The organism is Inquilinus sp. YAF38, from assembly GCF_052113205.1.
GTDB lineage: Bacteria > Pseudomonadota > Alphaproteobacteria > DSM-16000 > Inquilinaceae > Inquilinus.
Genome location: NZ_JBFRCU010000108.1, coordinates 1 through 22,801, shown reverse-complemented (window position 1 = coordinate 22,801; position 22,801 = coordinate 1). Strand labels below are relative to the sequence as shown.

Sequence of the window (22,801 nt, the reverse complement as noted above, 5' to 3'; positions counted from 1 at the left end):
AGAAGTCCCTGCCGCCGCCGCCGTTCAGCGTGTCGGCGCCAGCTCCACCCCGCAGCACGTCGTCACCGCCGCCGCCGTTGAGGCTGTCATCCCCGTCGAACCCAATGAGCGCGTTACCCAGGGCGTTGCCGGTCATCACGTCGTCGTGATTGCTGCCGTTGATCGTCTCGACGTCATCGGCGATCGTATCGCCCTCGGCCGTGCCGCCGGTGTTGACCTGGGTCTGGAGGTTGATCGTCACGCCGACGGTGCTGTCCCAGTAGCTGGCGACGTCGTAGTCGGCGCCACCGGCCAGGTGGTCGGCACCGGCGCCGCCGCGCAGGAGATCGCCACCGGCACCGCCGATCAACTGGTCGTCGCCATTGCCGCCCTCGAGGCTGTCCCAGCCGGCGCCGCCGTCGAGCACGTCGTTGCCGTTCAGGCCCGACAGGATGTTGTTTGCACCATCGCCGGTCAGGGTGTCGCCGAAGGCGCTGCCCTGCAGGTTCTCGACATTCGTCAACGTGTCGCCCTCGGCGTAGCCGCCGGTGTTGGCGTTGGTTGCCAGGTTGACCGTCACCGCGGATCCGCTGCCGTTGTAGTCCCCCGTGTCGATGCCCGCGCCGCCGTCGATCACATCGGCCCCCGCGCCGCCATTCATGGCGTCATTGCCGGCGCCGGCATCGATCGCATCGTTGCCCGCGGCGCCGTTGATCGTATCGCCGCCTTCAAGACCGATGAGCGTGTTTGCAAACGCATCGCCGATCAGAAGGTCGTTCAACTGGCTGCCGCTGACGCCTTCGATGCCGGTCCACTGGTCCCCGGCGGCAAAGCCTCCCGCTGCCTCGCCGGTGGTGAGATTGACCGTGACGCCGGCATCCGAATTGAGATAGGCGATCAGGTCGATGCCGTCCCCGCCATTGAGCGTGTCGGCGCCCCAGCTGCCGTGCAGCTCGTCATTGCCCGCGCCGCCATCGATGATGTCGTCTCCCGCCATGCCGATGAGCCGGTCATCGCCTTCGATGCCGAAGAGCGTGTTGGCAGCCGCATCGCCCCACAGCGCGTCGTTCAACTGGCTGCCGCTGACACCCTCGACACCGGAAAACTGGTCCCCGGCGGCAAAGCCCCCTTCCGCCTGGCCGGTACCGAGATTGATCGTGACCGCGGCATCCGAGTTGAGGTAGGCGATGATGTCGAAGCCGTCGCCACCATTGAGCGTGTCGTTGCCCCAGCTGCCGTGCAGCTCGTCATCGCCCGCATCGCCATTGACGATGTCGTTTCCTTGCATGCCGATCAGCCGGTCGTTGCCGCCCAGGCCGTTGATGGTGTCGTCGTCAGCGGTACCGCTGAAGTTGTCCGCACCTTCCGTGCCGTTCAAAATCGCCATCGTCCTGTCTCTCCAAGATTTTGTTTGGGTTGTCGTTCCCAACGTTCCGGGGCGGCATGCCATAGCGGCCATCCGGAACGAGGCGTAAACAAAAATGTAATCATAAGTAGGATGAATCGCCTACCAGAGCGATTGATTAACAAATTCCAGAGCATTGGCAAGGCACTTATTTCCGAATTTCATGAAATTTTATGCGACTGGCAGAAATAAGGAGATTTGGGCAAGATCGCCCAGAGCGCGTCCGCCAAAACCAGCCTTGTGCGGACGCATCTGCCGCTCCGCCGCAAGGTCCGCTTCTCTGCCCAAGAGCGACAATCAGACGGCTCGGTACGCGCCGTCGATCAACCGGGGCGCGGACGAGCTGACGCCTCGTTCCAAGGCGAGGTCGACATCGCGGGGAAAGCCGCCATCGGTCAGCTCGCGGCCGGACACCGAGGTCCGGATCAGGCGGGGCAGGTCGGCGGCGGCCGACCGCCAGGCGTCGCGCGCCAGCTGAGCCTCGGGCGAACAGGGCAGGGCCAACTCGTGGATGACGGCGCCGGCGCCGAGCAGGTCCTCGATCGCGGGGCGAAGGCTGCCATCCGGCCAGCGCTCCCCGGCGGGGATGACGCCGACCGCGCCGCCTCGGGCGAGGCTGCGCGCGGCCTGGGCCACGGCGGCGGCGTTCCTCAGGCAGCCCGCCAGCACCGGCGTGCCGCCGCCGGCCAGCGACAGCCGCGAGCCGTTGGGGGAGGGCAGCATCAGCCTGGTCCCGGCCGGGATCTCAAGCAGGCTCGCCGGCGACAGGCTGAACGCACCGCCGGCCGCCCGCCGAGGCCGCGCCAGAATCGCGCCGGCGCGCTCCGCCGCCAGCCGGGCGGCCGCATCATCACCATGCGGGAAGGGGAGGACCGCCGCGCCCCGCGACACCGCCACGTCGACGGCGGTCGAGAACGACAGCACGTCGACGATGACCAGCACCGCGACCCGATCCCGCAGGGCTTCGACGCCCGCCATGCCCCATTCGGCCAAGGCCTGTGCCGTGGCATTTCTCCCCGCTGATGTCAACGGCCGGAATATTAACTCGTGATGGCGAGCCCCGCAGGGGCGTGGCCATCCAGGGCCGCTCTCACCGGTCCTTGCATCCCGGCATGTTCCACTGGTTCGACTATCCCGACGCGGCGGCGATCGCGGCGCCGAAGCCGATGCTATTCTATGCCGGCGAGACCGACTCGCTGTTCCCCGTGGCCGACAGCGTGTCCAGCCGCGCGTCCTCGATCTCAGCGTCTCCCACGCCAGCGAGCGTATGCATTCGGCGTCCACCCCGCGCTCGGGCTGCGCCGTCGCCTCGCCCACCATCCGGGCCGCGCGGCCCCCGCCRCTGCCGGCGCGCTCCTCATCGCCCGACGCCCTGCGCTCGTCCTGCCGGGTCATGAAGCCAGTGCGAATCCGGTCGGTCAGCGCGATCGACGGCCGCCGCCCGCTCCTCGCGTCATTGCTGATGGCTTTACAAGGCGGGTTACGCGATAGCCCGCACCTCCCGGGCCAATATCAGGAACGCTCTCGTCATGTCCAACTTCGAGGCCCAGGCGCGCCGACATAAGCTCATGCACCTCCTGTCCCTGCATCGCTTGGCCAAAATCTCCAAGATAGTGAAGGGCAAATAACTCCCCACCAGGGTTAAGGGCGGCTTCGAGACGAGGCAGGAAGGCGATCAGCACGTCCTTCGGAAGGTAGTACAGAACGTCCAGGCAGAGTATGAGATCGTAGGGACCCAGCGGCATATCCATCGGAAGGGTGGCCTGCTCGACGCTCACATTATCGTGGTAAGAGAGCTTGGCTCGTGCCCGCTCAACTGCCTGATCGGAAATGTCGACCGCCAGCAGCTTGACGCATTGTGGCGCTACCATCTCAGAGAAGGCGCCTTCGGAGCATCCGATCTCCAGCGCGCTTCGATACCGGCGGCCGCCCAGGAGGTCGAGCGTTCGATCATATTTGTGCTTTTCATAAGGATTGACTGTGCAGCCATACGGATCGGCACGATCACGGTAGAAGCGTTCATGCCAACGACGTCCATAGGACGGTTGCCAAAGCCAGTCCCAAGACTTGACGCTATCGGCGGATCGCAAGAATGTTCGAGCTGGCGGCCGCAGAAGATAAGATGAAGCACGCAAGCTCAGATCCGAAATTCGACGCGTCTTTTGGCGGATGCTGCCGATTGCGGCTGGATGATTGAGGGATAAACTACCGATAGCGAGTACAAAAGAACGAAGTGCGTGCAGCCATTCTGGGCTCAAGTGCATCATTGTGTCGACTTCTCATTCCTAATCACTACTAAGCTTGATCGATCTGTTTATTTCTGATTTCGGCGCCGAAGTATCACGTGATGTCGCCGGTAAAGTTTGAAGAAGCCAAAAATCTATCATGTGCATTCACAAACAAAGATTACCAAATTTGCGCAATAATGTGGTGTGTCCTATCATCCTTCGCTCCTACTTTCGTAGGAGGGGCCTGTGCTTCACGTTCGGAAGTAAAGGCTTCACAGTTTTCCTCAAGTGACATACCTATTCCCTCATAGCGATCGCAAATCTTGGATGCACAGCAATGCAGGCGGTTGGTCTGATGGCCGCGTCGCTTCGCTCCTCGCCATGACGAGGAAGGGCTGGAGAGTCGTTTCTGAAGGCCGCTGGTATGAGACCTTCCCGCACCCCGTCATCCCAGCGGAAGCGAGAGATTCCCGCTTTCGCGGGAATGACGGCAAGGGATGGAGTGGGAGGGGACCTTTCCGCCTTCCGTCAGCGCTTCAGCGCGGCGACGCCCGGCAGGTCCTTGCCTTCCAGCCATTCCAGGAAGGCGCCGCCGGCGGTGGAGATGTAGGAGAAGCGGTCCTCGACCCCGGCATGGGCCAGGGCGGCGACGGTGTCGCCGCCGCCAGCGACGGTCAGGAGCTTGCCGGCCTGGGTCAGGTCGGCGGCGGCGCGGGCCACGGCGACCGTGCCGGCATCGAAGGGGCGCTTCTCGAAGACGCCGAGCGGGCCGTTCCAGACCACGGTCTTGGTCTCGGCCAGCATCGCCTTCAGATTCGCCACGGATTTCGGCCCGATATCCAGCAGCATGGCATCGGCCGGGATGGCCGAGTTGTCGACCGCCTGATGCGGCGCGTCGGCCTTGAATTCGCGGGCGACCACGCCGTCGACCGGCAGCACGATCTCGCAGCCGGCCGCCTCGGCGTTGCCGAGGATGGTGTGCACGGCGCCGGCCATGTCGTGCTCGCACAGGCTCTTGCCGACATCGACTCCCCGGGCGGCCAGGAAGGTGTTGGCCATGCCGCCGCCGAGGACGAGCGTGTCGACCCTGGCGACGAGGTTGCCCAGCAGGTCCAGCTTGGTCGAGATCTTGGCGCCGCCGACGATCGCCAGCACCGGCCGCTTCGGCGCCTCCAGCGCAGCCGACAGCGCCTCCAGCTCGGCCTGCATCAGCCGGCCGGCATAGGCGGGCAGGTGATGGGCGATGCCCTCGGTCGAGGCATGGGCGCGGTGCGCGGTGGAGAAGGCGTCGTTGACGTAGATGTCGCCGAGCGCGGCCAGGGCCTTGGCGAAGGCCGGGTCGTTCTTCTCCTCCTCGGGATGGAAGCGGACGTTCTCCAGCAGCAGGATCTGGCCGTCCTTCAGCGCCTTCACCGCCGCCTCGGCCGTCGGCCCGATGCAATCCCCGGCGAAGGCGACCGGCCGCTCCAGCACCTCCTCCAGCGCCGGCAGCACGATGGTCTTCAGGCTGAATTCCGGGGTCACGCCCTTGGGCCGGCCGAAATGGGAGAGCAGTACGACCCGGCCGCCCTTGTCGGCGATCTCGTCGATGGTCGGGGCCAGCCGGTCCAGGCGGGTGGTGTCGCTGACGTTGCCGTCCTCGACCGGCACGTTCAGGTCGCCGCGCACCAGCACGGTCTTGCCGCGCACATCCACGTCGTCGAGGGTCTTGAAGGTGCTCATCGGCTCGGCTCTCTGGTCTGGGGATCAGGATCGCCGGCACCGAACCACAGCCGCCGCCGCGACGCAACCGGGCCGGTGGATCGAGATCCGGGGGTGGAAGCCCAGGGCTTCGCATGCTACCCGGACCTTCAGCGGCTGATGAGGGAGTTCCCCATGGCGACCGGCGTCGACATCTCGGGCCTGATCAAATGGGCGCTGCGCGGCGAGTGGGAGGAGATGTGGAAGGACATCTTCTGGGACCACATCGAGGCGGGCTGCGAAGCGCATGATCTCGAGCCCGACGAGCTCTCCAGGGTCATCGGCGAGCAGTCCTTCCTGAATCTGTGGAACTGCGCCTTCGAGGATTTCCTCACCCGCAGCCGCTCCTCGGACGGGCAGACGGCCGTGACCGACTACCTCAAACGCCGCGGCTGGAAGGAGCCGGTTCCGGTCAAGCGCTACATGCAGGCGCTCGGGACTGCGGTGATGAGCCTGTACGAAATCAGCGACATCGTGCCCGGCGAATCCTTCCTTGCCCGCGACCTGATCCGGGGCGGCGAGCCGGTCCGCGTCAGCGAGCGCAGCGCGAGCCGCATGCTGCAGCCCTGGGACAGGATCGGGGCGCGGGTGGTCCACTACAACGGCAAGACCGTCATCGGCGGCGGCGTGCTGCCGTTCGACGCCGCGGGCGCGGACCGGCTGCAGGAGGCCCTCGCGAGGGGGCTGAAGCGGATGCGGAAGGAAATCCGGAAGATCGCCAAGGGCGCAGGCGAATCCTTGCCCGAGGCGGGCGAGCGGGAGGCGGCCGAGCTGATCGTCCTGATGAACTCGGCGCCGGTGTTCTCCGGCGTCTGGCTGACCCATTGGCTGCCGCGCATTCTCGGGCTCGAGCGGCCGAAGCTCGTCAACCACGACGGGGACGAGATCGTCTTCTGCAAGACGCGCTTTCCATGGGCTGCCGGGACCGAGGCCGAGGCGATCCGGGAGCGGCTGCACCAGGTCCCGGATCTCGTCGAGGCCAGCGAGACCTTCTGGAACTGGATCGGCAAGGCGGCGGCCGAGGATTCCGGCGATGACGACGAGCCGGCGGACGATGAGGCCACGGCGACCTTTTCGACCGTGCTCGACGGCGGGGAGCTGGTGCTCGGCAATGTCGAGATCGTCGACGGCGCGGTCATGCTGACGACGAATTCCAGGCCGCGGTCGGAGCGTGGAATAGCCGTCCTCACGGCCTGTCTCGGCGATCTGGTCCGGCCGCCGCTCACGGAGATCCAGACGGCCGACCAGGCGATGGCGGAATCGGCCGGCGAGCCTCCGGCACCGAGTGGCATATCGGCTGAAGACGAAATCCGGATCCTGCGCGATGCGATGGACGCGCATTATCGGGAAACGCTCGACCTCCCGGTCAAGATGCTGGGCGGGGTCTCTCCGCGCGCGGCGGTGCGGACCGCCAAGGGCAAGGAGAAGGTGGCCGCCTGGCTGAAGCATATCGAGAACCAGAACCACCGCAGTCCGAACGAGGCGATGGCGGGTTACGATTTCACCTGGATGTGGGAAGAGCTCCGCATTCTCGACCGGCGGCGGTGACCGTGGCACCACAATAAAGTCGTCATCCCCGCGGAAGCGGGGATCTCGTCACAGCCAGAGGCGGCAAGAGATTCCCGCTTTCGCGGGAATGACGGGGAGGGAGGGGATGAGCCGTCAGAGCTTCGTCCAGGCCGCGTCGTTCTGGGACGACGCTACGCAGGCAGCAATGAAGCGGACCCCGGCCAGGCCGTCGGCCACGGTCGGCACCAGCAGGCTGTCCGGCTGCGGGTCGCGCTTCTCCAGCCGGGCCAGGATCTGTTCCGCCGCGTCGCTGTAGATCTGGGCGAAGCACTCCAGATAGCCCTCGGGATGGCCGGGCGGCACCCGGGTGGCGTGGGCCGCGGCAGGGCCGCTGCCGGGACCGCCGCGGGTCAGGCGGCGATGCGGCTCGCCCAGCGGCATGAAGGTCAGATAGTTCGGGCTCTCCTGCGCCCATTCCAGCCCGGCCTTCTCGCCATAGATGCGCAGGCGCAGCCCGTTCTCGTTGCCGCTGGCGACCTGGCTGGCCCAGATCATGCCGCGGGCGCCGCTGGCATAGCGCAGCAGGATATGGGCGTTGTCGTCCAGGCGCCGGCCGGGGACGAAGCTCTGCAGGTCGGCGGCCAGCGACTGGGCCGCCTCGCCGGTGACGAAGCTGGCCAGGTTGTAGGCGTGGGTGCCGATGTCGCCGACGCAGCCGGCCGGGCCGCTGCGGGCCGGGTCGACCCGCCATTCGGCCTGCTTGCTGCCGGTGTCCTCGGCCTTGGTCGCCAGCCAGTCCTGGGCGTATTCGGCCTCGACCAGCCGGATCTTGCCCAGCGCGCCCTCGGCCACCATCGCCCGGGCCTGCCGGATCATCGGATAGCCGGTGTAGTTGTGGGTCAGGGCGAAGACCTGGCCGCTCTGCCTCACCGCCGCGACCAGATCCTCGGCATCGGCCAGCGTCGTGGTCATCGGCTTGTCGCAGATGACGTGGAAGCCGGCCTCGAGGAAGGCCTTGGCCGGTCCGTGATGGACATGGTTCGGGGTGACGATGGCGACGGCGTCGATCGCCGGGCCGCCGCCGTCGCGCAGCTTGCGCTCGCCGTCCAGCATCGCCTGCCAGCTGGGATAGGCGCGGCCGGGGTCGAGCCGCAGGTCGGCGGCCGAGGCCAGGGCCTTCTGCGGGTCGCTCGACAGCGCGCCGGCGACGAAATCCCAGCGGTCGTCCATCCGCGCCGCCAGGCGGTGCACCGCGCCGATGAAGGCGTCGCGGCCGCCGCCGATCATGCCCAGGCGCAGGCGCCGGCTGGGCGCCCGTTCCGCGGTTCCGGAAACCATGCTTGTCCTCCCTATGCCTGTCGGATCAGAGCCCGTCCAAAACTCTCAATTCGTCATCCCCGCGGAAGCGGGGATCTCGTCGCGCTTCATTCGGAAAGAGATTCCCGCTTTCGCGGGAATGACGGAACGGGGTGAGAAACGAATGCCCGGTCGGGCTTACCGGTCGATGCCGAGCAGGCGGCGATTGGCCGCCTCGTCGGTGCCGCCGGAGGCGAAATCGTCGAAGGCGCGCTCGGTCACGCGGATCAGATGCGCGGCGACGAACGGGGCGCCCTCGGCCGCGCCCTGCTCGGGATGCTTGATGCAGCATTCCCACTCCAGCACCGCCCAGCCGCCGAAGCCGTATTGCGTCAGCTTCGAGAAGATGCCGCCGAAATCGACCTGGCCGTCGCCGAGCGAACGGAAGCGGCCGGCCCGGTCGGCCCAGGAGGCGAAGCCGGAATAGACGCCCTGGCTGGCGGTCGGGTTGAACTCGGCGTCCTTCACATGGAAGGCGCGGATCCGCTCATGATAGCGGTCGATGAAGCCGAGATAGTCGAGCTGCTGCAGCACGAAGTGGCTCGGATCGTACAGGATGTTGCAGCGCGGGTGGTTGCCGACCTTCTCGAGGAACATCTCGAAGGTGCGACCGTCGAACAGGTCCTCGCCGGGATGGAGCTCGTAGCAGAGGTCGACCCCGGCCTCATCGAAGGCGTTCAGGATCGGCGTCCAGCGCCGCGCCAGCTCGTCGAAGGCGGTGTCGATCAGCCCGGCCGGGCGCTGCGGCCAGGGATAGACATAGGGCCAGGCGAGGGCGCCGGAGAAGGTGGCGTGGGCCTTGAGGCCGAGGCGCCGCGACGCCTGGGCGGCGTAGCGCAGCTGCTGCGCCGCCCATTCCTGCCGCGCCTTCGGGTTGACGCGCACCTCCGGCGCCGCGAAGCCGTCGAAGGCCTCGTCATAGGCCGGGTGCACGGCGACGAGCTGGCCCTGCAGATGGGTCGACAGCTCGGTCAGGGCCAGGCCGTGCTTCTGGAGGGTGCCCAGCACCTCGTCGCAATAGTCCTGGCTCTCGGCCGCGCGCTTCAGGTCGAACAGCCGGGCATCCCAGGACGGGATCTGCACGCCCTTGTAGCCGAGGCCCGCGGCCCAGCCGGCGATCGAGTCGAGGCTGTTGAAGGGCGGGGCGTCGCCGGCGAACTGGGCGAGGAAGATGGCCGGTCCCTGGATCTCTTTCATGGTTTCCTCCTCCGTGGGTGCTCAGCAGGCACCCCTCCCTGGGCGATGATTTGTTCGATGCGCGAGCCTAACGCCCGGTCCGGGCGACGCGCAATGCAATCGATTACAGAGTCAGCAGCTTTGCCGCCTATCGTCCCGTCCCGCGGCGGGCTTGTCAAACTATTGTCCGATGAATGGTGGGCTATTCACCGAAATATTGCTGCTGAAGCGGAGCGTAGCGTAAGATAATTGCCGGACCGCTCGGAGAGGCGGGACTCGAATGGAGGCCAAGATGCGTTTGATCGCGCTGATCGCCGGTCTGGCGATCGTTCTCGGGCTCACCGCCTGCACGCCGCCCAGGGCGCTCGACACCAACCCGCAATATGTCCGCATGACCCGGGGCGAGTTCGACCGCTACGTGCTGGGCCGGCCGTTCCTGGTCGAAGGCGTGATGGGCGGGCCGGACCGCCTGTTCGAATACCGCCGCAACGGCAAGTACAAGCTCAGCGGTCTGGACGGCAACGGCCGACCGATCCTGCTGCGCGAGGGCAACTGGCGGTTCGAGGACGGCACGGTCTGCACCGGCCGGCTGAGCCGCAGCGAGGTCGGCGACAGCTGCGTCACCATCTTCTCCTCGCCGCTGGTCGAGGCGCCGGATGTGATGAACTGCAATGTCCGCTGGGTCGGCGAGCGCGGCAGCCTCGACGACGGGGCGGTGCATCGCTGCCGGGCGACCATGCGGCGCTGAGCCCATTCGATACTGCTACTGGCGCGGCCGTCTGACGGCGGACTCGAAGCTTCCGGTGCTCACGGACCAACGTCCGCTGCGCGCCGGTTCTCGAAACCACCGCCAGCCGACTCACGCCAGCGCAGTCTCAAACGGGCTCAGATGCGCTCGTTAGTCGTTGAGGCTATCGGCCCAAGCTTCGAGGCGGGCGGCGAGGGCGGCGTCGCCCTCGATCTCGATCAGCTTCGTCCGGTCGGTGGTGCCGCTGATGATGGCCAGCGCCGATTTCGGCAGGCGCCAGCTCTTGGCCAGCAGCGCGATCAGCGCCTCATTGGCGGCACCGCGCTCCGGCACCGCCGTGACCGCGGCCTTGAGGAGGGGGGCGCCGTCGGCATCGACGGCGCGGCCGGTCACCGCGTTGCGCCCGGCCCGCGGCGTCAGCCGGACCGTGACGCGGATGCCGCGCGGCCCGGCGACGAAGAGCGGGCCGGCCATGCGGGCCCGGTCAGGTCACGAGTGCGATGTAGATGTTCCGCAGCACCATCTGCAGGAAATAGATCAGCAGCAGCAGCACCACCGGCGAAAGGTCGATGCCGCCGAGATTCGGCAGGATCCGCCGAATCGGCCGCAGCGCCGGCTCGGTCAGCCGGTAGAGGGCGTTGCCGATCTGGTAGACCACCTGGTTGCGTGTGTTGACGACGTTGAAGGTCACCAGCCAGCTCAGGATGGCGGCAGCGATCACCACGTAGACATACATCTGCAGCGCGATGTCGATGATGCGGAAGATTGGCTCGATGACGATCATGCGCCTGTTCCAGAGGTGGTCCGTGCCGGCCCGGTCGCCGAATCCGCCCGTACCGTACCGATGCGGCCGCAAGGGAACAAGCGATGCGACACGGCCCGCCGGACGGCCCGGCCGCGGAAATCGTCAAAGTTTCACAATGCGCGAATTCCCCTGTTGACAGGGGGTGGGACGGCATCCTACATCACGGCCCGCCGCATCGCCCAGGTGGCGGAATTGGTAGACGCGCAGGTTTCAGGTACCTGTGGCCGAAAGGTCGTGGAAGTTCGAGTCTTCTCCTGGGCACCATCTCTCTGATGGGCCCGACGATGCGATGCAGTGGTAATGACCCGCTTGTCCAAGCGGGTCTTTCCTTTTGGGGCCGACGCTCAGCTTTCGGGGAAGGGCCGCGGCCGACGACGGAAGGTGGCGACCGGTGTCCGAACCGATTCTGCATGACGGGGATCTGCCCGACGGCCTCGATCTCGGCGACGTGATCGCGATCGACACCGAGACCATGGGCCTGAACCCGGTGCGCGACCGGCTGTGCCTGGTCCAGCTCAGCGCCGGCGACGGCACCGTCCATCTCGTCCAGCTCCGCCGCGGCGTCTACGACGCGCCCAACCTGTCGGCGCTGCTGACCGACCCGGCGCGGCTGAAGCTGTTCCATTTCGCCCGCTTCGACATTGCCGCGCTGCAGGCCTATCTCGGCGTCGTCACCGCGCCGGTCTACTGCACCAAGATCGCCTCCCGCCTGGTGCGCACCTTCACCGACCGGCACGGGCTGAAGGATCTGTGCCGCGACCTGCTCGGCGTCGATCTGTCGAAGCAGCAGCAGAGCTCGGACTGGGGCAGCGACCAATTGACGCCCGAGCAGCTGCGCTACGCCGCCAGCGACGTCCTGTACCTGCACGCGTTGCGGGCGAAGCTGGACGAGATGCTGCGGCGCGAAGGGCGCGAGGCGCTGGCGCAGGCCTGCTTCGGCTTTCTGCCGGCGCGGGCGGCGCTCGACCTCGGCGGATGGCCGGACCTGGATATCTTCGCCCACTAGCCCGATATGGGGTCACATTCGTGCCGTCTTGTGGCGGTACGGGGATCGGCCCGGGCAGGGGCCTCTGGCGCCGATCCCGGATCGATCATGGTTCGCGCCCTCCGGACCGGCTATAGCAGCCGCCGCGTGGACCATTTGGGAGAAGGCATGGTGGCAACCGCAGGGATCGAGGCCGGCCGCAAGGCGCTGCTGGTGGAGCGCGATGCGCTCGACCGCCTCGCCGAATCGCTCGACGCCAGCTTCGACCAGGCCATCGACACGATCTTCGGCGCCGCGGGCCGGGTCGTGGTCAGCGGCATCGGCAAGAGCGGCCTGGTCGCGCGCAAGATCGCCGCCACCCTGGCCTCGACCGGCACCCCGGCGCTGTTCGTCCATCCGGCCGAGGCCAGCCATGGCGATCTCGGCATGATCCACCAGCAGGATGTGGTGCTGGCGCTGTCCAACTCCGGCAACACCGCCGAGCTTGCCGACGTGATCGCCTATACCCGCCGCTTCGCCATCCCGCTGATCGGCATCACCAGCCGCTCGCCGTCGAATCTGGCCGACCAGTGCGACACCGTGCTGCTGCTGCCGCCGGCGGAGGAAGCCTGCCCGACGGGCCTGGCGCCGACCACCTCGACCACCATGATGATGGCGCTGGGCGACGCCCTGGCGGTGGCGCTGATGCATCGCCGCGGCTTCTCCCCCGACGATTTCCGGGTGTTCCATCCCGGCGGCTCGCTCGGCACCAGGCTGATCCGGGTGCAGGACCTGATGCATGCCGCGGCCGAGCTGCCGCTGGTCGGCCCGCAGACGCGGATGGACGAGGCGATCATCGAGATGAGCCGGGTCGGCTTCGGCTGCGTCGGCGTGGTCGATTCCGACCGCCGGCTGGTCGGCGTGATCACCGACGGCGACCTGCGGCGGCACATGAGCGCCGGCCTGCTGGGCCAGGCCGCGGGCCAGGTGATGACCCCCGGACCGCGCACCATCCGTCCCGCGGCGCTGGCGGCCGAGGCGCTGGGGCTGATGAACCGCTACAAGGTGACCAGCCTGTTCGTCACGACGGAGGACCGGCCGGTGGGTATCCTCAGGGTGCATGACTGCCTGCGGGCAGGGCTGAGTTGAGCCCGGTGGCCGCGCCGAGGACGCCGGGCCCGGGCGGGGCGCAGCGCAGCGCGAGCGCCTCGAGTCGCCGTGCGCGCCTGGCCGCGGCCGGCCGCGGCGGCAGCTTCAGSCGGACCTACAGCCGCATGGTCGGGGTGCTGAAATACGCGCTGCCGGCCGCCGGACTGGTGATCGTCGGCCTGGTCGTGGCATGGCCGGAGCTGCACCCGACCCAGGTCGACATCTCCAGCCCGACCGAACGCCCGGCCGCCGTCGCGGGCGAGATCCAGAATCCGCGCTACAGCGGCGTCGACGAGGCGGCGCGGCCCTACAGCGTCTGGGCGACGGTGGCGAAGCAGGTGCAGGACGAGATCTTCGACCTGAACCGTCCCAAGGGGGAGCTGAAGCTGCAGAACGGCCTGGTGCTGAATCTCGACGCCCAGGCCGGCAAGCTGGACCGCAGCAGCAAATCGGTGCATCTCAGCGGCAATGTCACCCTGCGCCGCAGCGACGGCACCACCATGGTCACCGACGCGGCGGACATCGACCTGGCCGACAAGGGCGCGCGCAGCAGCACGCCCGTGACGGCGGAGGGTCCTTTCGGTACGCTGTCGGCCGGGGGCTTCAAGGTCGAGCAGCAGGGCGACGTCATTATCTTCACCGGCCCGACCAAGCTGTTTCTCAAGCCCGGCGCCGACAAGGCCTTCGAAGGAACGCCGCAATGATCCGTCCGCTGATTCTCGCTGTCCTGCTCAGTGCCGCGGCCCTGCCCGCCCTGGCGCAACAGCAGCTGCAGCTCGGCGGCGGCAAGGACGAGCCGTCCGAGATCCAGGCCGATGACGCGCTGGAGTGGCACCAGAACGAGAAGACCTACATCGCCCGCGGCAACGCTGTGTACAAGCGCGGCGAGCTGACGGTGAAGGCCGATGTGCTGACCGCCTATTACCGCGAACTGCCGGACAAGAGCACCGAGATCTTCCGGGCCCTTGCCGAGGGCAACGTGCTGATCACCCGCGGCGACACCACCAGCGCCACCGGCGGCAAGGGGGTCTACGAGCTCGACTCCCAGACCTTTACCCTGACCGGCGGTAATCTGAAATTCGTCAACAACGACGACGTGATCACCGCCACCGACAGCATGGTGTACCGCCAGGCCGAGGATGTGGCGATCGCCCGCGGCAACGCCACGGCGACCCGCCCCAAGGAGCAGAAGACGCTGCGCGCCGACACGCTGACCGGCCATTTCGCCCCGAACGAGAAGGGCGAGAAGGAGCTGTCGGTGGTCGACGCCGACGGCAACGTCAAGCTGACGACGCCGACCGACGTGGTCACCGGCCGGACCGGCCGCTACGACGTCAAGAGCCAGTTCGCGACCATCAACGACGACGTCCACATGACCCGTGGCGGCAACCAGCTGAACGGCGATTACGCCGAGGTCGACATGGCCAGCGGCGTCAGCAAGCTGCTGACCCGGCCGGGCCAGGGCGGCCGCGCCCGGGCCCTGCTGGTGCCGGACGAGAAGAACCAGGGCCAGCCGGGCCTGCCCGGCCAGCCCGCCGCGCCGGCCCAGCCGGCGCCGAAGAAGTAGGGGCGGGCGATGGCCAAGCCGATCAACCCGCTGCCGTCCGAGACCGCGGCCGCGCCGCGCCTTGTCGCCAAGAATGACGGGCTCGTCGCCCGCAATCTCGGCAAGCAGTACAAGAAGCGCCCGGTGCTGCGCGATGTCAGCCTGCAGGTGCAGCGCGGCGAGGCGGTCGGACTGCTGGGCCCGAACGGCGCCGGCAAGACCACCTGCTTCTACATGATCACCGGCCTGATCCAGCCGGATTACGGCACCATCCTGCTGGACGGGCAGGAGCTGACCGACCTGCCGATGTACCGCCGCGCCCGGCTCGGCATCGGCTACCTGCCGCAGGAGGCGTCGATCTTCCGCGGCCTGACGGTCGAGCAGAACATCCGCGCCGTGCTGGAGATCTCCGAGCCCGACCGCTCGACCCGCGATGCGGTGCTGGAGGATCTGCTGGCCGAGTTCTCGATCAGCCATCTGCGCCGCACCCCGGCCCTGGCGCTGTCGGGCGGCGAGCGCCGGCGCGTCGAGATTGCCCGGGCGCTGGCCAGCCATCCGCATTTCATGCTGCTGGACGAGCCGCTGGCCGGCATCGACCCGATTGCGGTCGGTGACATTCGCGACCTGGTGGCGCATCTGCGCGACCGCGGCATCGGCGTCCTGATCACCGACCACAATGTGCGTGAGACCCTGGATATCGTCGATCGGGCCTATATCCTCCACGACGGCCGTGTTCTGATGGAAGGACTGCCATCGGACATCGTCGGCAATGAGGAGGTGAGGCGCGTGTATCTGGGCGAACGCTTCAGCCTGTAGACCACCGGGCAGCCATGGCCATTTCGCAACGCCTAGGGCTCAGGCAGAGCCAGGCGCTGGTCATGACGCCGCAGCTGCAGCAGTCGATCAAGCTGCTGCAGCTGTCCAACATCGAGCTTTCCGCCTTCGTCGAGACGGAGCTCGAGCGCAACCCGCTCCTGGAACGGGAGGAGGGCGAGCGCGGTGATGACGGCGGCGACAGTACCGGCGACCGGAACGACACCGAGCCCCCTGGTCTCGCGCCGGCGGGGGCGGTGGCGTCGGATGTCGCCCTGACCGCGCCCGAGCCGCCGGGCATTGTCTCGGCCGACGCGCCGCTCGACACCGACTGGAGCAACCTGTTCACCGGGTCCAGCAGCACCGACCGCAACGACGAGTACGGCGGCGAGGCGCAGTTCGCCGGCGCCGGGCGTGGCCGGATGGATTTCGCCGACGACCTGCCGGGGCTCGAGGAGACTCTGGCCGAGCGGCCGAGTCTGCGCGACCATCTGCTGAGCCAGATCGCCATCGAGTTCATTGCCCCGGCCGACCGACTGATCGCGGCGCGGCTGGTCGACCTGTTGGAGCAGACCGGCTATCTCGGCGCCACGGTCGAGGAGGTGGCGGCCGGCCTCGGCTGCCCGCCCGAGCGGGTCGAGGCGGTGCTGCGCCGTTGCCAGCGGCTGGACCCGCCCGGCATCTTCGCCCGCAGCCTGGCCGAATGCCTGGGCATCCAACTGGCCGAGCGCAACCGCCTGGACCCGGCGATGCGCACGCTGCTCGACCATCTCGACCTGCTGGCGCGGCGCGACCTGGGCGCGGTGATGCGGCTGTGCGGCGTCGACGCCGAGGACCTGGCCGAGATGATCGCCGAGATCCGCGCCCTCGACCCCAAGCCAGGTGCGGCCTTCGACCACGAGATCGCGCAGACCCTGATCCCGGACATCCTGATGCGGGCCGAGCCGGAGGTCGGCTGGGTGGTCGAGCTGAACGCCGACACCCTGCCGCGGGTGCTGATCAACCGCCGCTACCATGCCGAGATCAGCCGCGGCACCCGCAGCAAGGTCGACCGCGACTATGTCGGTACCTGCCTGGCCGATGCCAACTGGCTGGTCCGCGCGCTCGACCAGCGCGCCAACACCATCCTCAAGGTCGCGTCCGAGATCGTGCGCCGGCAGGACGCCTTCTTCGTCCGCGGCGTGCAGTACCTGAAGCCGCTGACGCTGAAGGACGTGGCCGAGACGGTCGACATGCATGAGAGCACGATCAGCCGGGTGACCACCAACAAGGTGATCGCCACGCCGCGCGGCGTGTTCGAGCTGAAATATTTCTTCACCCAGGCGATCCAGGGCGCGGGCGGTGGCGACGCGCATTCGGCCGAGGCGGTGCGCCACCGCATCCGCGTCATGATCGATGCCGAGCCGGCGGACGCCGTCCTGTCCGACGACCGGATCGTCGAAATCCTGCGCGGGGAGGGGATCGACATTGCACGGCGGACCGTCGCCAAGTACCGTGAGGGGATGCGGATAGCATCCTCCGTCCAGCGACGGCGAGAGAAGGGTCTGAGCCGATGAGCGCTCCCCCCGCAGCCCGCGACCGGGCCCCCTTCATTGACAGGAAGGCACCCCATCCCTATGGTCGCCGCCCGAAGGCGGCCCTCACAGGCCGCCCCGTTCTTTTTGGGCGCCCGTATCTTATCGTGCAGCAGTAAAGCGACAGCCATGCAACTGACCGTTCGAGGCAAGCAGATCGACGTCGGTGACGCATTGCGCACCCATGTCAGCGACGCCCTCACCAGCACGACCGCGAAGTACTTCAACAACGCGATCGAGGCGAATGTCGTCTTTTCCCGCAACGCCCATCTGATCCGGAGCGACCTGTCGGTCCATGTCGGCCGCAACATCCTCCTGCAGAGCAATGCGGAGGCCGAGAGCCCGTACCACGCCTTCGATGCCGCGGCCGACAAGCTGGCCAAGCGGCTGCGCCGCTACAAGCGCCGGCTGCGCGACCACCACAATGGCGACGCCCAGCAGCCGGCCCTGCCGGCGCAGGCCTACATCCTCGAGGCTGAATCCGAGGAGTGGCTGAACGGCGAGGAGCCGAACCAGCCGATCGTGATCGCCGATGTCTCGACCTCGATCGAGAGCCTGACGGTGTTGCAGGCGGTGATGCGCCTCGACCTGGGCGACCTGCCGGCGCTGATGTTCCGCAACCAGGCCCATGGCCGGCTCAACATGGTGTTCCGCCGACCGGACGGGAACATCGGCTGGGTCGATCCGAAAGGGACCGAGGATGTCGCCGCCTGAGGGCGGCGCATCCGATTCGTCATGATCGATTTCCTACGCCCCGAGGCGATTCTCGCCAATCTGAAGGCTGCCAGCAAGAAGCAGGCGCTGCAGGAGTTGGCCCGCCGTGCCGCCGAACTGACCGGCCAGCACGAGCGCTTCATTTTCGACGTGCTGCTGGAGCGCGAGCGGCTGGGCTCGACCGGCGTCGGCCGCGGCATCGCCATCCCGCACGGCAAGCTGCCGCATCTGCAGGGCGTGCTTGGTGCCTTTGCACGGCTGGAGCGGCCGATCGACTTCGACGCGGTCGACGAGCAGCCGGTCGACCTGGTGTTCCTGCTGCTGGCGCCGGAAGGGGCGGGGGCGGACCATCTCAAGGCCCTGGCCCGGATCAGCCGCATGCTGCGCGACGAAAGCCTGTGCGAGAAGCTGCGCGGCTGCCAGACCGCCGACGCCATCTTCGCCCTGCTGTCGCAGAGCGAGTCGGTGAACGCCGCTTGACCGCCGGCCCTCCGCTCCGCTAGCCGGAGCGGATCGGCCCCCGCCTGCGGTTCCGCCATGCTCCTGCTCGGCCTCGACGCCGGCACCTCGGTCATCAAGGCCGCGCTGTTCGGGCGCGACGGCCGGCAGCGCGCCGCCGCGTCCCGGCGCACGACGGTGTCGCACCCGCATCCCGCCTGGTCGGAAAGCGACCCCGAGACCGCCTGGGCCGCCACCGCGGCGGTGATCCGCGAAGTCCTGGCCCAAGCCGGGGTGGACGGGTCCGCCGTCGCCGCCATCGGGGTCACCGGCGCCATGGTCGGCGCCTGGGTGATCGACGGCGAGGGCCGGCCGCTGCGCCCCGGCATCCTGTGGGATGACGGCCGCAGCCAGCCCTGGATCGAGGCGAAGCAGGCCGGCGATCCGACGTTCATGTCCCGCATCTTCGCGTCTTCGGGTTCAGTCATGCAGCAGGGCTGCACCCTGCCGGTGCTGCGTTGGCTGCTGGACCATGAGCCTGAGGTGATGGCCCGGGCCGACTGCGTGTTCGGCTGCAAGGACTATCTCCGCTTCCGCCTGACCGGTCAGCGCGCCGCCGACCCGACCGAGACGGCGGTGGCGCCGGGCGACGCCCGATCCCAGGGCCGCAGCGAAGCGATGCTCGCGCTGTTCGGCCTCGGCCCGCACCGGCATTTGCTGCCGCCGGTGCTGCCGTCCGAGGCGATCGCCGGGGCGGTGACCGAGGCGGCTGCCGTGGAGACGGGGCTGCGCGCCGGCACTCCGGTCGTCACCGGCGCCGGCGACGTCGTCGCCAGCATCATCGGCTCGGGCGGACTCGCTGCCGGCTCGGCCTGCACCGTGCTCGGCACCACTTGCCTGAACGGCGTGGTGCTCGACGCGCCGTCCTTCGAGCCGCCGGATCTGGGCCTGCTGTTCAGCCTGCCGGGCCGGCTGTGGCTGCGCTGCATGGTCAATGTCGCCGGCACCAGCAACCTCGACTGGTGCCTGCGCAGCCTGTGCCCCGACCTGGCCCGCGACCCCGATCCCTATGCCGCGCTGGAGGCGTTGGCCCAGGCCGCGCCGCCCGGCGCCGGCGGCGCCGTCTACCTGCCCTATCTCAGCGAGGTCGGAATCATCGCCCCGGCGGTCTCGGCCGCGGCCCGGGCCCAGTTCGCCGGGCTGGTTCCGGGGCACGGGCGGCCCCATCTGGTGCGCGCCGTCTATGAGGGGCTGGCCTATGCCATCCGCGACTGCTTCGCGGCAATGGCGGAGCGGCCGCAAAGCGTGCTGCTGTCCGGCGGCGGCGGCCGCAGCCGCTTCTGGTCGCAGATGATCGCGGACGTGCTGGGCCTGCCGGTCGAAATCCCCGACGGCGGCGAATACGGGGCCTGCGGCGCGGCCCTGTTGGCCGGGACCGGCATCGGATRGTATCCCTCGATCGGCGACGCGTCGCGCCGGGTCCGCACGGTCCGGCGCACGCATCGCCCCGATCCGGCGCCGCGGGAGGCCTATGAGGCCGCCTATCGGTGCTACGGTGAGCATCGCGACGCGTTGCTGCGCATGCCTGCCCGTATGTCCGACCTTTCTTGACGAGGTCCGGATCGGCCTGCATCATGCCGATTGTGGTCTAGACCACCAGGGCCCCGCCAATGACCGACCTACAGCCGAGTCCGACGGACAAGCCGATCTACCAGCAGATCGCCGAGGATCTGGCCGACCGTATCCGGGCCGGCGGCTTCGCCGTGGGCGACCGGCTGCCCTCCGAGCGCGACTTGGCGGACCAGCTTGGCATCAGCCGGATGACCGTGCGCCAGGCCTTCAAGAGCCTGACCGATGCCGGGCTGATCGAGAGCCGGATCGGACGCGGCTGCTTCGTCGCCCGGTCGAAGGTCGACCAGAAGCTGCAGCGCCTGACCGGCTTCAGCGAGGATATGGCCCGGCTGGGCCGCCGCGCCGCCAGCGTGATCCTGCGCCAAGCCGTGGTGCCGGCAGCGGGCGAGGCGCGCGAGGCGCTGGGCGTGGCCGAGGGCGCGCCGCTGGTGCTGCTCGAGCGTGTCCGCCTGGCCGATGCCGTGCCGATGGCGTTCGAGGTCACCTGGCTGAACGAGGCGCTGGTGCCCGGCATCCTCGACCGCAACGATTTCCGCACCGCCTCGCTGTACGAGGTGATGCGCCACGATTACGGCCTGGTGCCCTGGCAGGCCGAGCAGACGGTCGAGGCCGATCTGCCCGACGCCATGACCGCCGGCGCCCTCGACATCCCGCGCAGCGCGCCGGTGCTGGTGTTCACCCGGCGCACCGCCGACGCTGACGGCCACGTCATCGAATTCGTCCGCTCCGCCTATCGCGGCGACCGCTACAAGATGCGGGCACGACTCTCCCCACCGGACACATCCGACTCATGACCTCGACCGCCCTTTCCGGCGCCGCCGCTTATCTTGCCGGCATTGCCGACCGCATCGCCGCCCTGACCGCCACCCAGGGCGAGGCGATCGGTGCCGCGGCGGCCGCCTGCGTCGAGACCATCCGGCGCGACGGGCTGATCTACATCTTCGGCACCGGCCATTCGCATCTGATGGCGGAGGAAGGGCATTTCCGCGCCGGCGGCCTGGCCTGCGTGGTGCCGATCCTGGCGTCGTCGGTGATGCTGCATGAGGGCGCGGTGGTCTCCGGCGCGCTGGAGCGGATGCCCGGCCTGGCCGCGCCGCTGCTCGGCCGCTATCCGATCGGGCCGGCCGACACGTTGTTCGTGTTCTCCAACAGCGGCGTCAACGCCGTGCCGGTCGAGGCCGCACGCCACGGCCGAGACAAGGGGGCCCGGGTGGTTGCGGTGACGTCGATCGCCTATTCGCAGGCGGCGGCCGCCGGCCGGCCGACCCTGGCCGAGACCGCCGACATCGCCATCGACAACCAGGGACCTCCCGGCGATGCCCTGGTGACCGCGGCCGAGGGGCTGGTCGTCGGCCCGATCTCCACCGTGCTGGGCGCCGCGATCTGGAACGCGGTGCTGACCGAGACGGTGGCGCGAATGGCGGCATCGGGCGAGGTGGCGCCGGCCTATATCAGCTCGAACATGCCGGGGTCGAAGGAGCGCAACGCCGCGCTGGTGGAACGCTACCGCACGCGCAATCCGCATCTGTAGACGGCCTGGCGGACGCCCGGTCAACGAGGCGCCGCATCCGGGCCGCAGGACAAGCAGGGGAGAGGGCAATGGCGACGAGATGGTCGATCGTGTCGGGCCTGGCCGCGGCCGCGCTGATCTGGGGTGCCGCAGCGGCTCAGGCGGAACCGGTGCAGTTGGTGCTGTGGCACATGGAGCAGCCGCCGCAGCGCGTGGCGCGGGTGCAGGAACTGATCGACGCCTTCAATAAGAGCCACCCGGACATCGCGGTGAAGCAGGAGCCGCAGAGCTGGGGCGAGATCTACGCCAAGGCGCCGGCCGCGATCGCCGCCGGCAACGCGCCGGACATGCTGTTCGCGATCCCGGATTTCGCACCGATCCTGAAGGATTTGGGGGCGCTGCAATCGGTCGACGGCTTCGTCAAGCAGCTCGACGGCGAGCATCATTTCGTGCCCAGCGCCCTGGCGCCCTACAGCTATGACGGCGGCGTCTGGGCGGTGCCGCTGTACAACATGGCGATGTCGCTGTGGTACCGGAAGAGCGTGTTCGAGAAGGCCGGGCTGACGCCGCCGAAGACCTGGAGCGAGTGGCAGGCGGCGGCGGAGAAGCTGACGGCGGACGGGCGCTACGGCATCGGCCTGCCGGCCAACAAGCAGCTCTACACCGACCAGACCGTCTACGACCTGATGGTCAATGCCGGCGCCGCCGACATCTACAACCCGGACGGCACGCTGCGCTTCGACAACCCGCAGACGGTCAAGGCCTACGACTTCTACAAGGACCTCTACCAATTCTCCGCCGCCGACGCGCCGAGCTGGACCTGGGGCGAGGCCGAGGCCTGCTTCGCCAGCGGCGGCTGCGGCATGATCCTGCAGTTCACCGTGATCAGCACCTATGACAGCCAGGCCGAGGGCGATGCCCAGGACCTCGGCGTGGCGCCGATCCCGCATGCCGACGACCGCAAGGAGTCGGGCACCATCGCCTATTCCAATGCGGTGATGATCCTGGCCAAGGACGAGGCCAAGCGGAAGGCGGCCGAGACCTTCATTTCCTGGCTGCTGGAGCCGGAGACCTATGGCCGGTTCCTGAACATGGAGCCGGGGCTGTTCCTGCCGGTCACCGCCGACGGCGCCAAGGCCAAGAGCCTGTGGAGCAACCCGCTGGTGGTGAAGTACAGGCCGCAGATCGAGGCGATGATCGCCAACAGCCGCAACGGCGCTCTGTTCGGCTTCACCGGCGGCCACACCTTCCCCAGCATCGCCGCGATCTCGGCCCAGAACATCCTGGCCGAGACGCTGCAGAAGGTGGTGGTCGACGAGATGTCAGCCGCCGATGCGGTCAAGGCCGGCCAGGCCCGGATGCAGGAGGCGGTAAAGTAGGGGGAGCGGAGAACCGGTCAATCAGTTCTACCCCTTCGCCCTCCCCATGGCATTCACAGATCTCTCAGCCTTGGGTCGCGTTGCCTCTCCCGCTTGCGGGAGAGGTCGGACATCCGAAGGATGTCCGGGTGAGGGC

22 protein-coding genes and 1 tRNA gene are annotated in these 22,801 nt (G+C 68.3%); 15 read left to right on the top strand and 8 right to left on the bottom strand.

Going from position 1 to position 22,801, the window contains the following annotated elements; translation table 11 throughout:
* The 4 genes from AB4Z01_RS31790 to AB4Z01_RS31775 all read right to left on the bottom strand — a co-directional run.
* The coding region (locus tag AB4Z01_RS31790; protein WP_441700298.1) for a calcium-binding protein at window positions 1–1,429 on the bottom strand (1,429 nt) is incomplete at its 3' end.
* 252 nt (window positions 1,430–1,681) lie between these two features.
* A complete protein-coding gene (locus AB4Z01_RS31785) occupies window positions 1,682–2,362 on the bottom strand; it encodes a 2-phosphosulfolactate phosphatase (RefSeq protein WP_441700297.1) in 681 nt (226 codons plus the stop codon).
* Window positions 2,363–2,802: 440 nt separating this feature from the next.
* The gene (locus AB4Z01_RS31780; protein WP_441700296.1) at window positions 2,803–3,651 is read right to left on the bottom strand and encodes a class I SAM-dependent DNA methyltransferase; all 849 of its coding nucleotides are present in this window, start codon (window positions 3,649–3,651) and stop codon (window positions 2,803–2,805) included.
* A gap of 489 nt (window positions 3,652–4,140) precedes the next feature.
* The gene (locus tag AB4Z01_RS31775; protein ID WP_441700299.1) at window positions 4,141–5,262 is read right to left on the bottom strand and encodes a phosphoglycerate kinase; all 1,122 of its coding nucleotides are present in this window, start codon (window positions 5,260–5,262) and stop codon (window positions 4,141–4,143) included.
* Between AB4Z01_RS31775 and AB4Z01_RS31770 the strand changes: the two genes are divergently transcribed.
* Window positions 5,155–6,900 (top strand): hypothetical protein, encoded by a 1,746-nt coding sequence (locus AB4Z01_RS31770; RefSeq protein WP_441700295.1) that lies wholly within the window; start codon window positions 5,155–5,157, stop codon window positions 6,898–6,900. The genes AB4Z01_RS31775 and AB4Z01_RS31770 overlap by 108 nt on opposite strands.
* 114 nt (window positions 6,901–7,014) lie before the next feature.
* Here the strand turns inward: AB4Z01_RS31770 and AB4Z01_RS31765 are convergent, their stop codons facing one another.
* Together AB4Z01_RS31765 and AB4Z01_RS31760 are read right to left on the bottom strand one after the other, a co-directional pair.
* Window positions 7,015–8,199, bottom strand: coding sequence for a Gfo/Idh/MocA family protein (locus tag AB4Z01_RS31765; RefSeq protein WP_441700294.1), 1,185 nt, complete (start codon window positions 8,197–8,199; stop codon window positions 7,015–7,017).
* Window positions 8,200–8,355: 156 nt separating this feature from the next.
* A complete protein-coding gene (locus tag AB4Z01_RS31760) occupies window positions 8,356–9,414 on the bottom strand; it encodes a sugar phosphate isomerase/epimerase family protein (protein WP_441700293.1) in 1,059 nt (352 codons plus the stop codon).
* A 271-nt stretch (window positions 9,415–9,685) separates the two neighbouring features.
* On the opposite strand from AB4Z01_RS31760, the gene AB4Z01_RS31755 reads away from it, so the two are divergent.
* A complete protein-coding gene (locus AB4Z01_RS31755) occupies window positions 9,686–10,141 on the top strand; it encodes a hypothetical protein (protein WP_441700292.1) in 456 nt (151 codons plus the stop codon).
* A gap of 150 nt (window positions 10,142–10,291) precedes the next feature.
* Here AB4Z01_RS31755 and AB4Z01_RS31750 read toward each other — a convergent pair whose 3' ends face one another.
* Together AB4Z01_RS31750 and AB4Z01_RS31745 are read right to left on the bottom strand one after the other, a co-directional pair.
* A complete protein-coding gene (locus tag AB4Z01_RS31750) occupies window positions 10,292–10,615 on the bottom strand; it encodes a DUF167 family protein (protein WP_441700291.1) in 324 nt (107 codons plus the stop codon).
* A gap of 10 nt (window positions 10,616–10,625) precedes the next feature.
* Window positions 10,626–10,925, bottom strand: a complete 300-nt coding sequence (locus AB4Z01_RS31745; RefSeq protein ID WP_429227859.1) for a YggT family protein — start codon at window positions 10,923–10,925, stop codon at window positions 10,626–10,628.
* Between the two features lie 198 nt (window positions 10,926–11,123).
* Between AB4Z01_RS31745 and AB4Z01_RS31740 the strand changes: the two genes are divergently transcribed.
* The 13 genes from AB4Z01_RS31740 (at window position 11,124) to AB4Z01_RS31680 (ending at window position 22,665) form a co-directional block, all read left to right on the top strand.
* A tRNA-Leu gene (locus tag AB4Z01_RS31740) sits at window positions 11,124–11,210 on the top strand.
* 127 nt (window positions 11,211–11,337) lie between these two features.
* Window positions 11,338–11,952: a ribonuclease D gene (locus AB4Z01_RS31735; RefSeq protein WP_441700290.1), complete on the top strand. Its 615-nt coding sequence runs from the start codon at window positions 11,338–11,340 to the stop codon at window positions 11,950–11,952.
* 147 nt (window positions 11,953–12,099) lie between these two features.
* Window positions 12,100–13,059 (top strand): KpsF/GutQ family sugar-phosphate isomerase, encoded by a 960-nt coding sequence (locus AB4Z01_RS31730; protein WP_441700289.1) that lies wholly within the window; start codon window positions 12,100–12,102, stop codon window positions 13,057–13,059.
* A gap of 5 nt (window positions 13,060–13,064) precedes the next feature.
* On the top strand, window positions 13,065–13,763 hold the full coding sequence (gene lptC / locus AB4Z01_RS31725) for an LPS export ABC transporter periplasmic protein LptC (protein ID WP_441700288.1): 699 nt from the start codon (window positions 13,065–13,067) through the stop codon (window positions 13,761–13,763).
* Window positions 13,760–14,626, top strand: coding sequence for an LptA/OstA family protein (locus AB4Z01_RS31720; protein ID WP_441700287.1), 867 nt, complete (start codon window positions 13,760–13,762; stop codon window positions 14,624–14,626). The genes lptC and AB4Z01_RS31720 overlap by 4 nt, the downstream gene beginning before the upstream one ends.
* Window positions 14,627–14,635: 9 nt before the next feature.
* Complete coding sequence (gene lptB / locus AB4Z01_RS31715) at window positions 14,636–15,421, top strand: LPS export ABC transporter ATP-binding protein (protein WP_441700286.1); 786 nt, start codon at window positions 14,636–14,638, stop codon at window positions 15,419–15,421.
* 14 nt (window positions 15,422–15,435) lie between these two features.
* Complete coding sequence (rpoN, locus tag AB4Z01_RS31710) at window positions 15,436–16,974, top strand: RNA polymerase factor sigma-54 (RefSeq protein ID WP_441700285.1); 1,539 nt, start codon at window positions 15,436–15,438, stop codon at window positions 16,972–16,974.
* Between the two features lie 147 nt (window positions 16,975–17,121).
* Window positions 17,122–17,706, top strand: a complete 585-nt coding sequence (gene hpf / locus AB4Z01_RS31705; RefSeq protein WP_441700284.1) for a ribosome hibernation-promoting factor, HPF/YfiA family — start codon at window positions 17,122–17,124, stop codon at window positions 17,704–17,706.
* A gap of 21 nt (window positions 17,707–17,727) precedes the next feature.
* Entirely contained in the window at window positions 17,728–18,186 is a 459-nt protein-coding gene (gene ptsN / locus AB4Z01_RS31700; RefSeq protein ID WP_441700283.1) for a PTS IIA-like nitrogen regulatory protein PtsN, read from the top strand.
* 57 nt (window positions 18,187–18,243) lie between these two features.
* Window positions 18,244–19,755, top strand: a complete 1,512-nt coding sequence (locus AB4Z01_RS31695; protein WP_441700282.1) for an FGGY-family carbohydrate kinase — start codon at window positions 18,244–18,246, stop codon at window positions 19,753–19,755.
* Between the two features lie 59 nt (window positions 19,756–19,814).
* Window positions 19,815–20,570: a GntR family transcriptional regulator gene (locus AB4Z01_RS31690; RefSeq protein WP_441700281.1), complete on the top strand. Its 756-nt coding sequence runs from the start codon at window positions 19,815–19,817 to the stop codon at window positions 20,568–20,570.
* Window positions 20,567–21,307 carry an SIS domain-containing protein gene (locus AB4Z01_RS31685; RefSeq protein WP_441700280.1) on the top strand — a complete coding sequence of 247 codons (741 nt, stop codon included), beginning with the start codon at window positions 20,567–20,569 and terminating at the stop codon, window positions 21,305–21,307. Before AB4Z01_RS31690 ends, AB4Z01_RS31685 begins: the two co-directional genes overlap by 4 nt.
* A 68-nt stretch (window positions 21,308–21,375) precedes the next feature.
* Window positions 21,376–22,665 carry an ABC transporter substrate-binding protein gene (locus tag AB4Z01_RS31680; RefSeq protein WP_441700279.1) on the top strand — a complete coding sequence of 430 codons (1,290 nt, stop codon included), beginning with the start codon at window positions 21,376–21,378 and terminating at the stop codon, window positions 22,663–22,665.
* The last annotated feature ends 136 nt before the right edge of the window (window positions 22,666–22,801 follow it).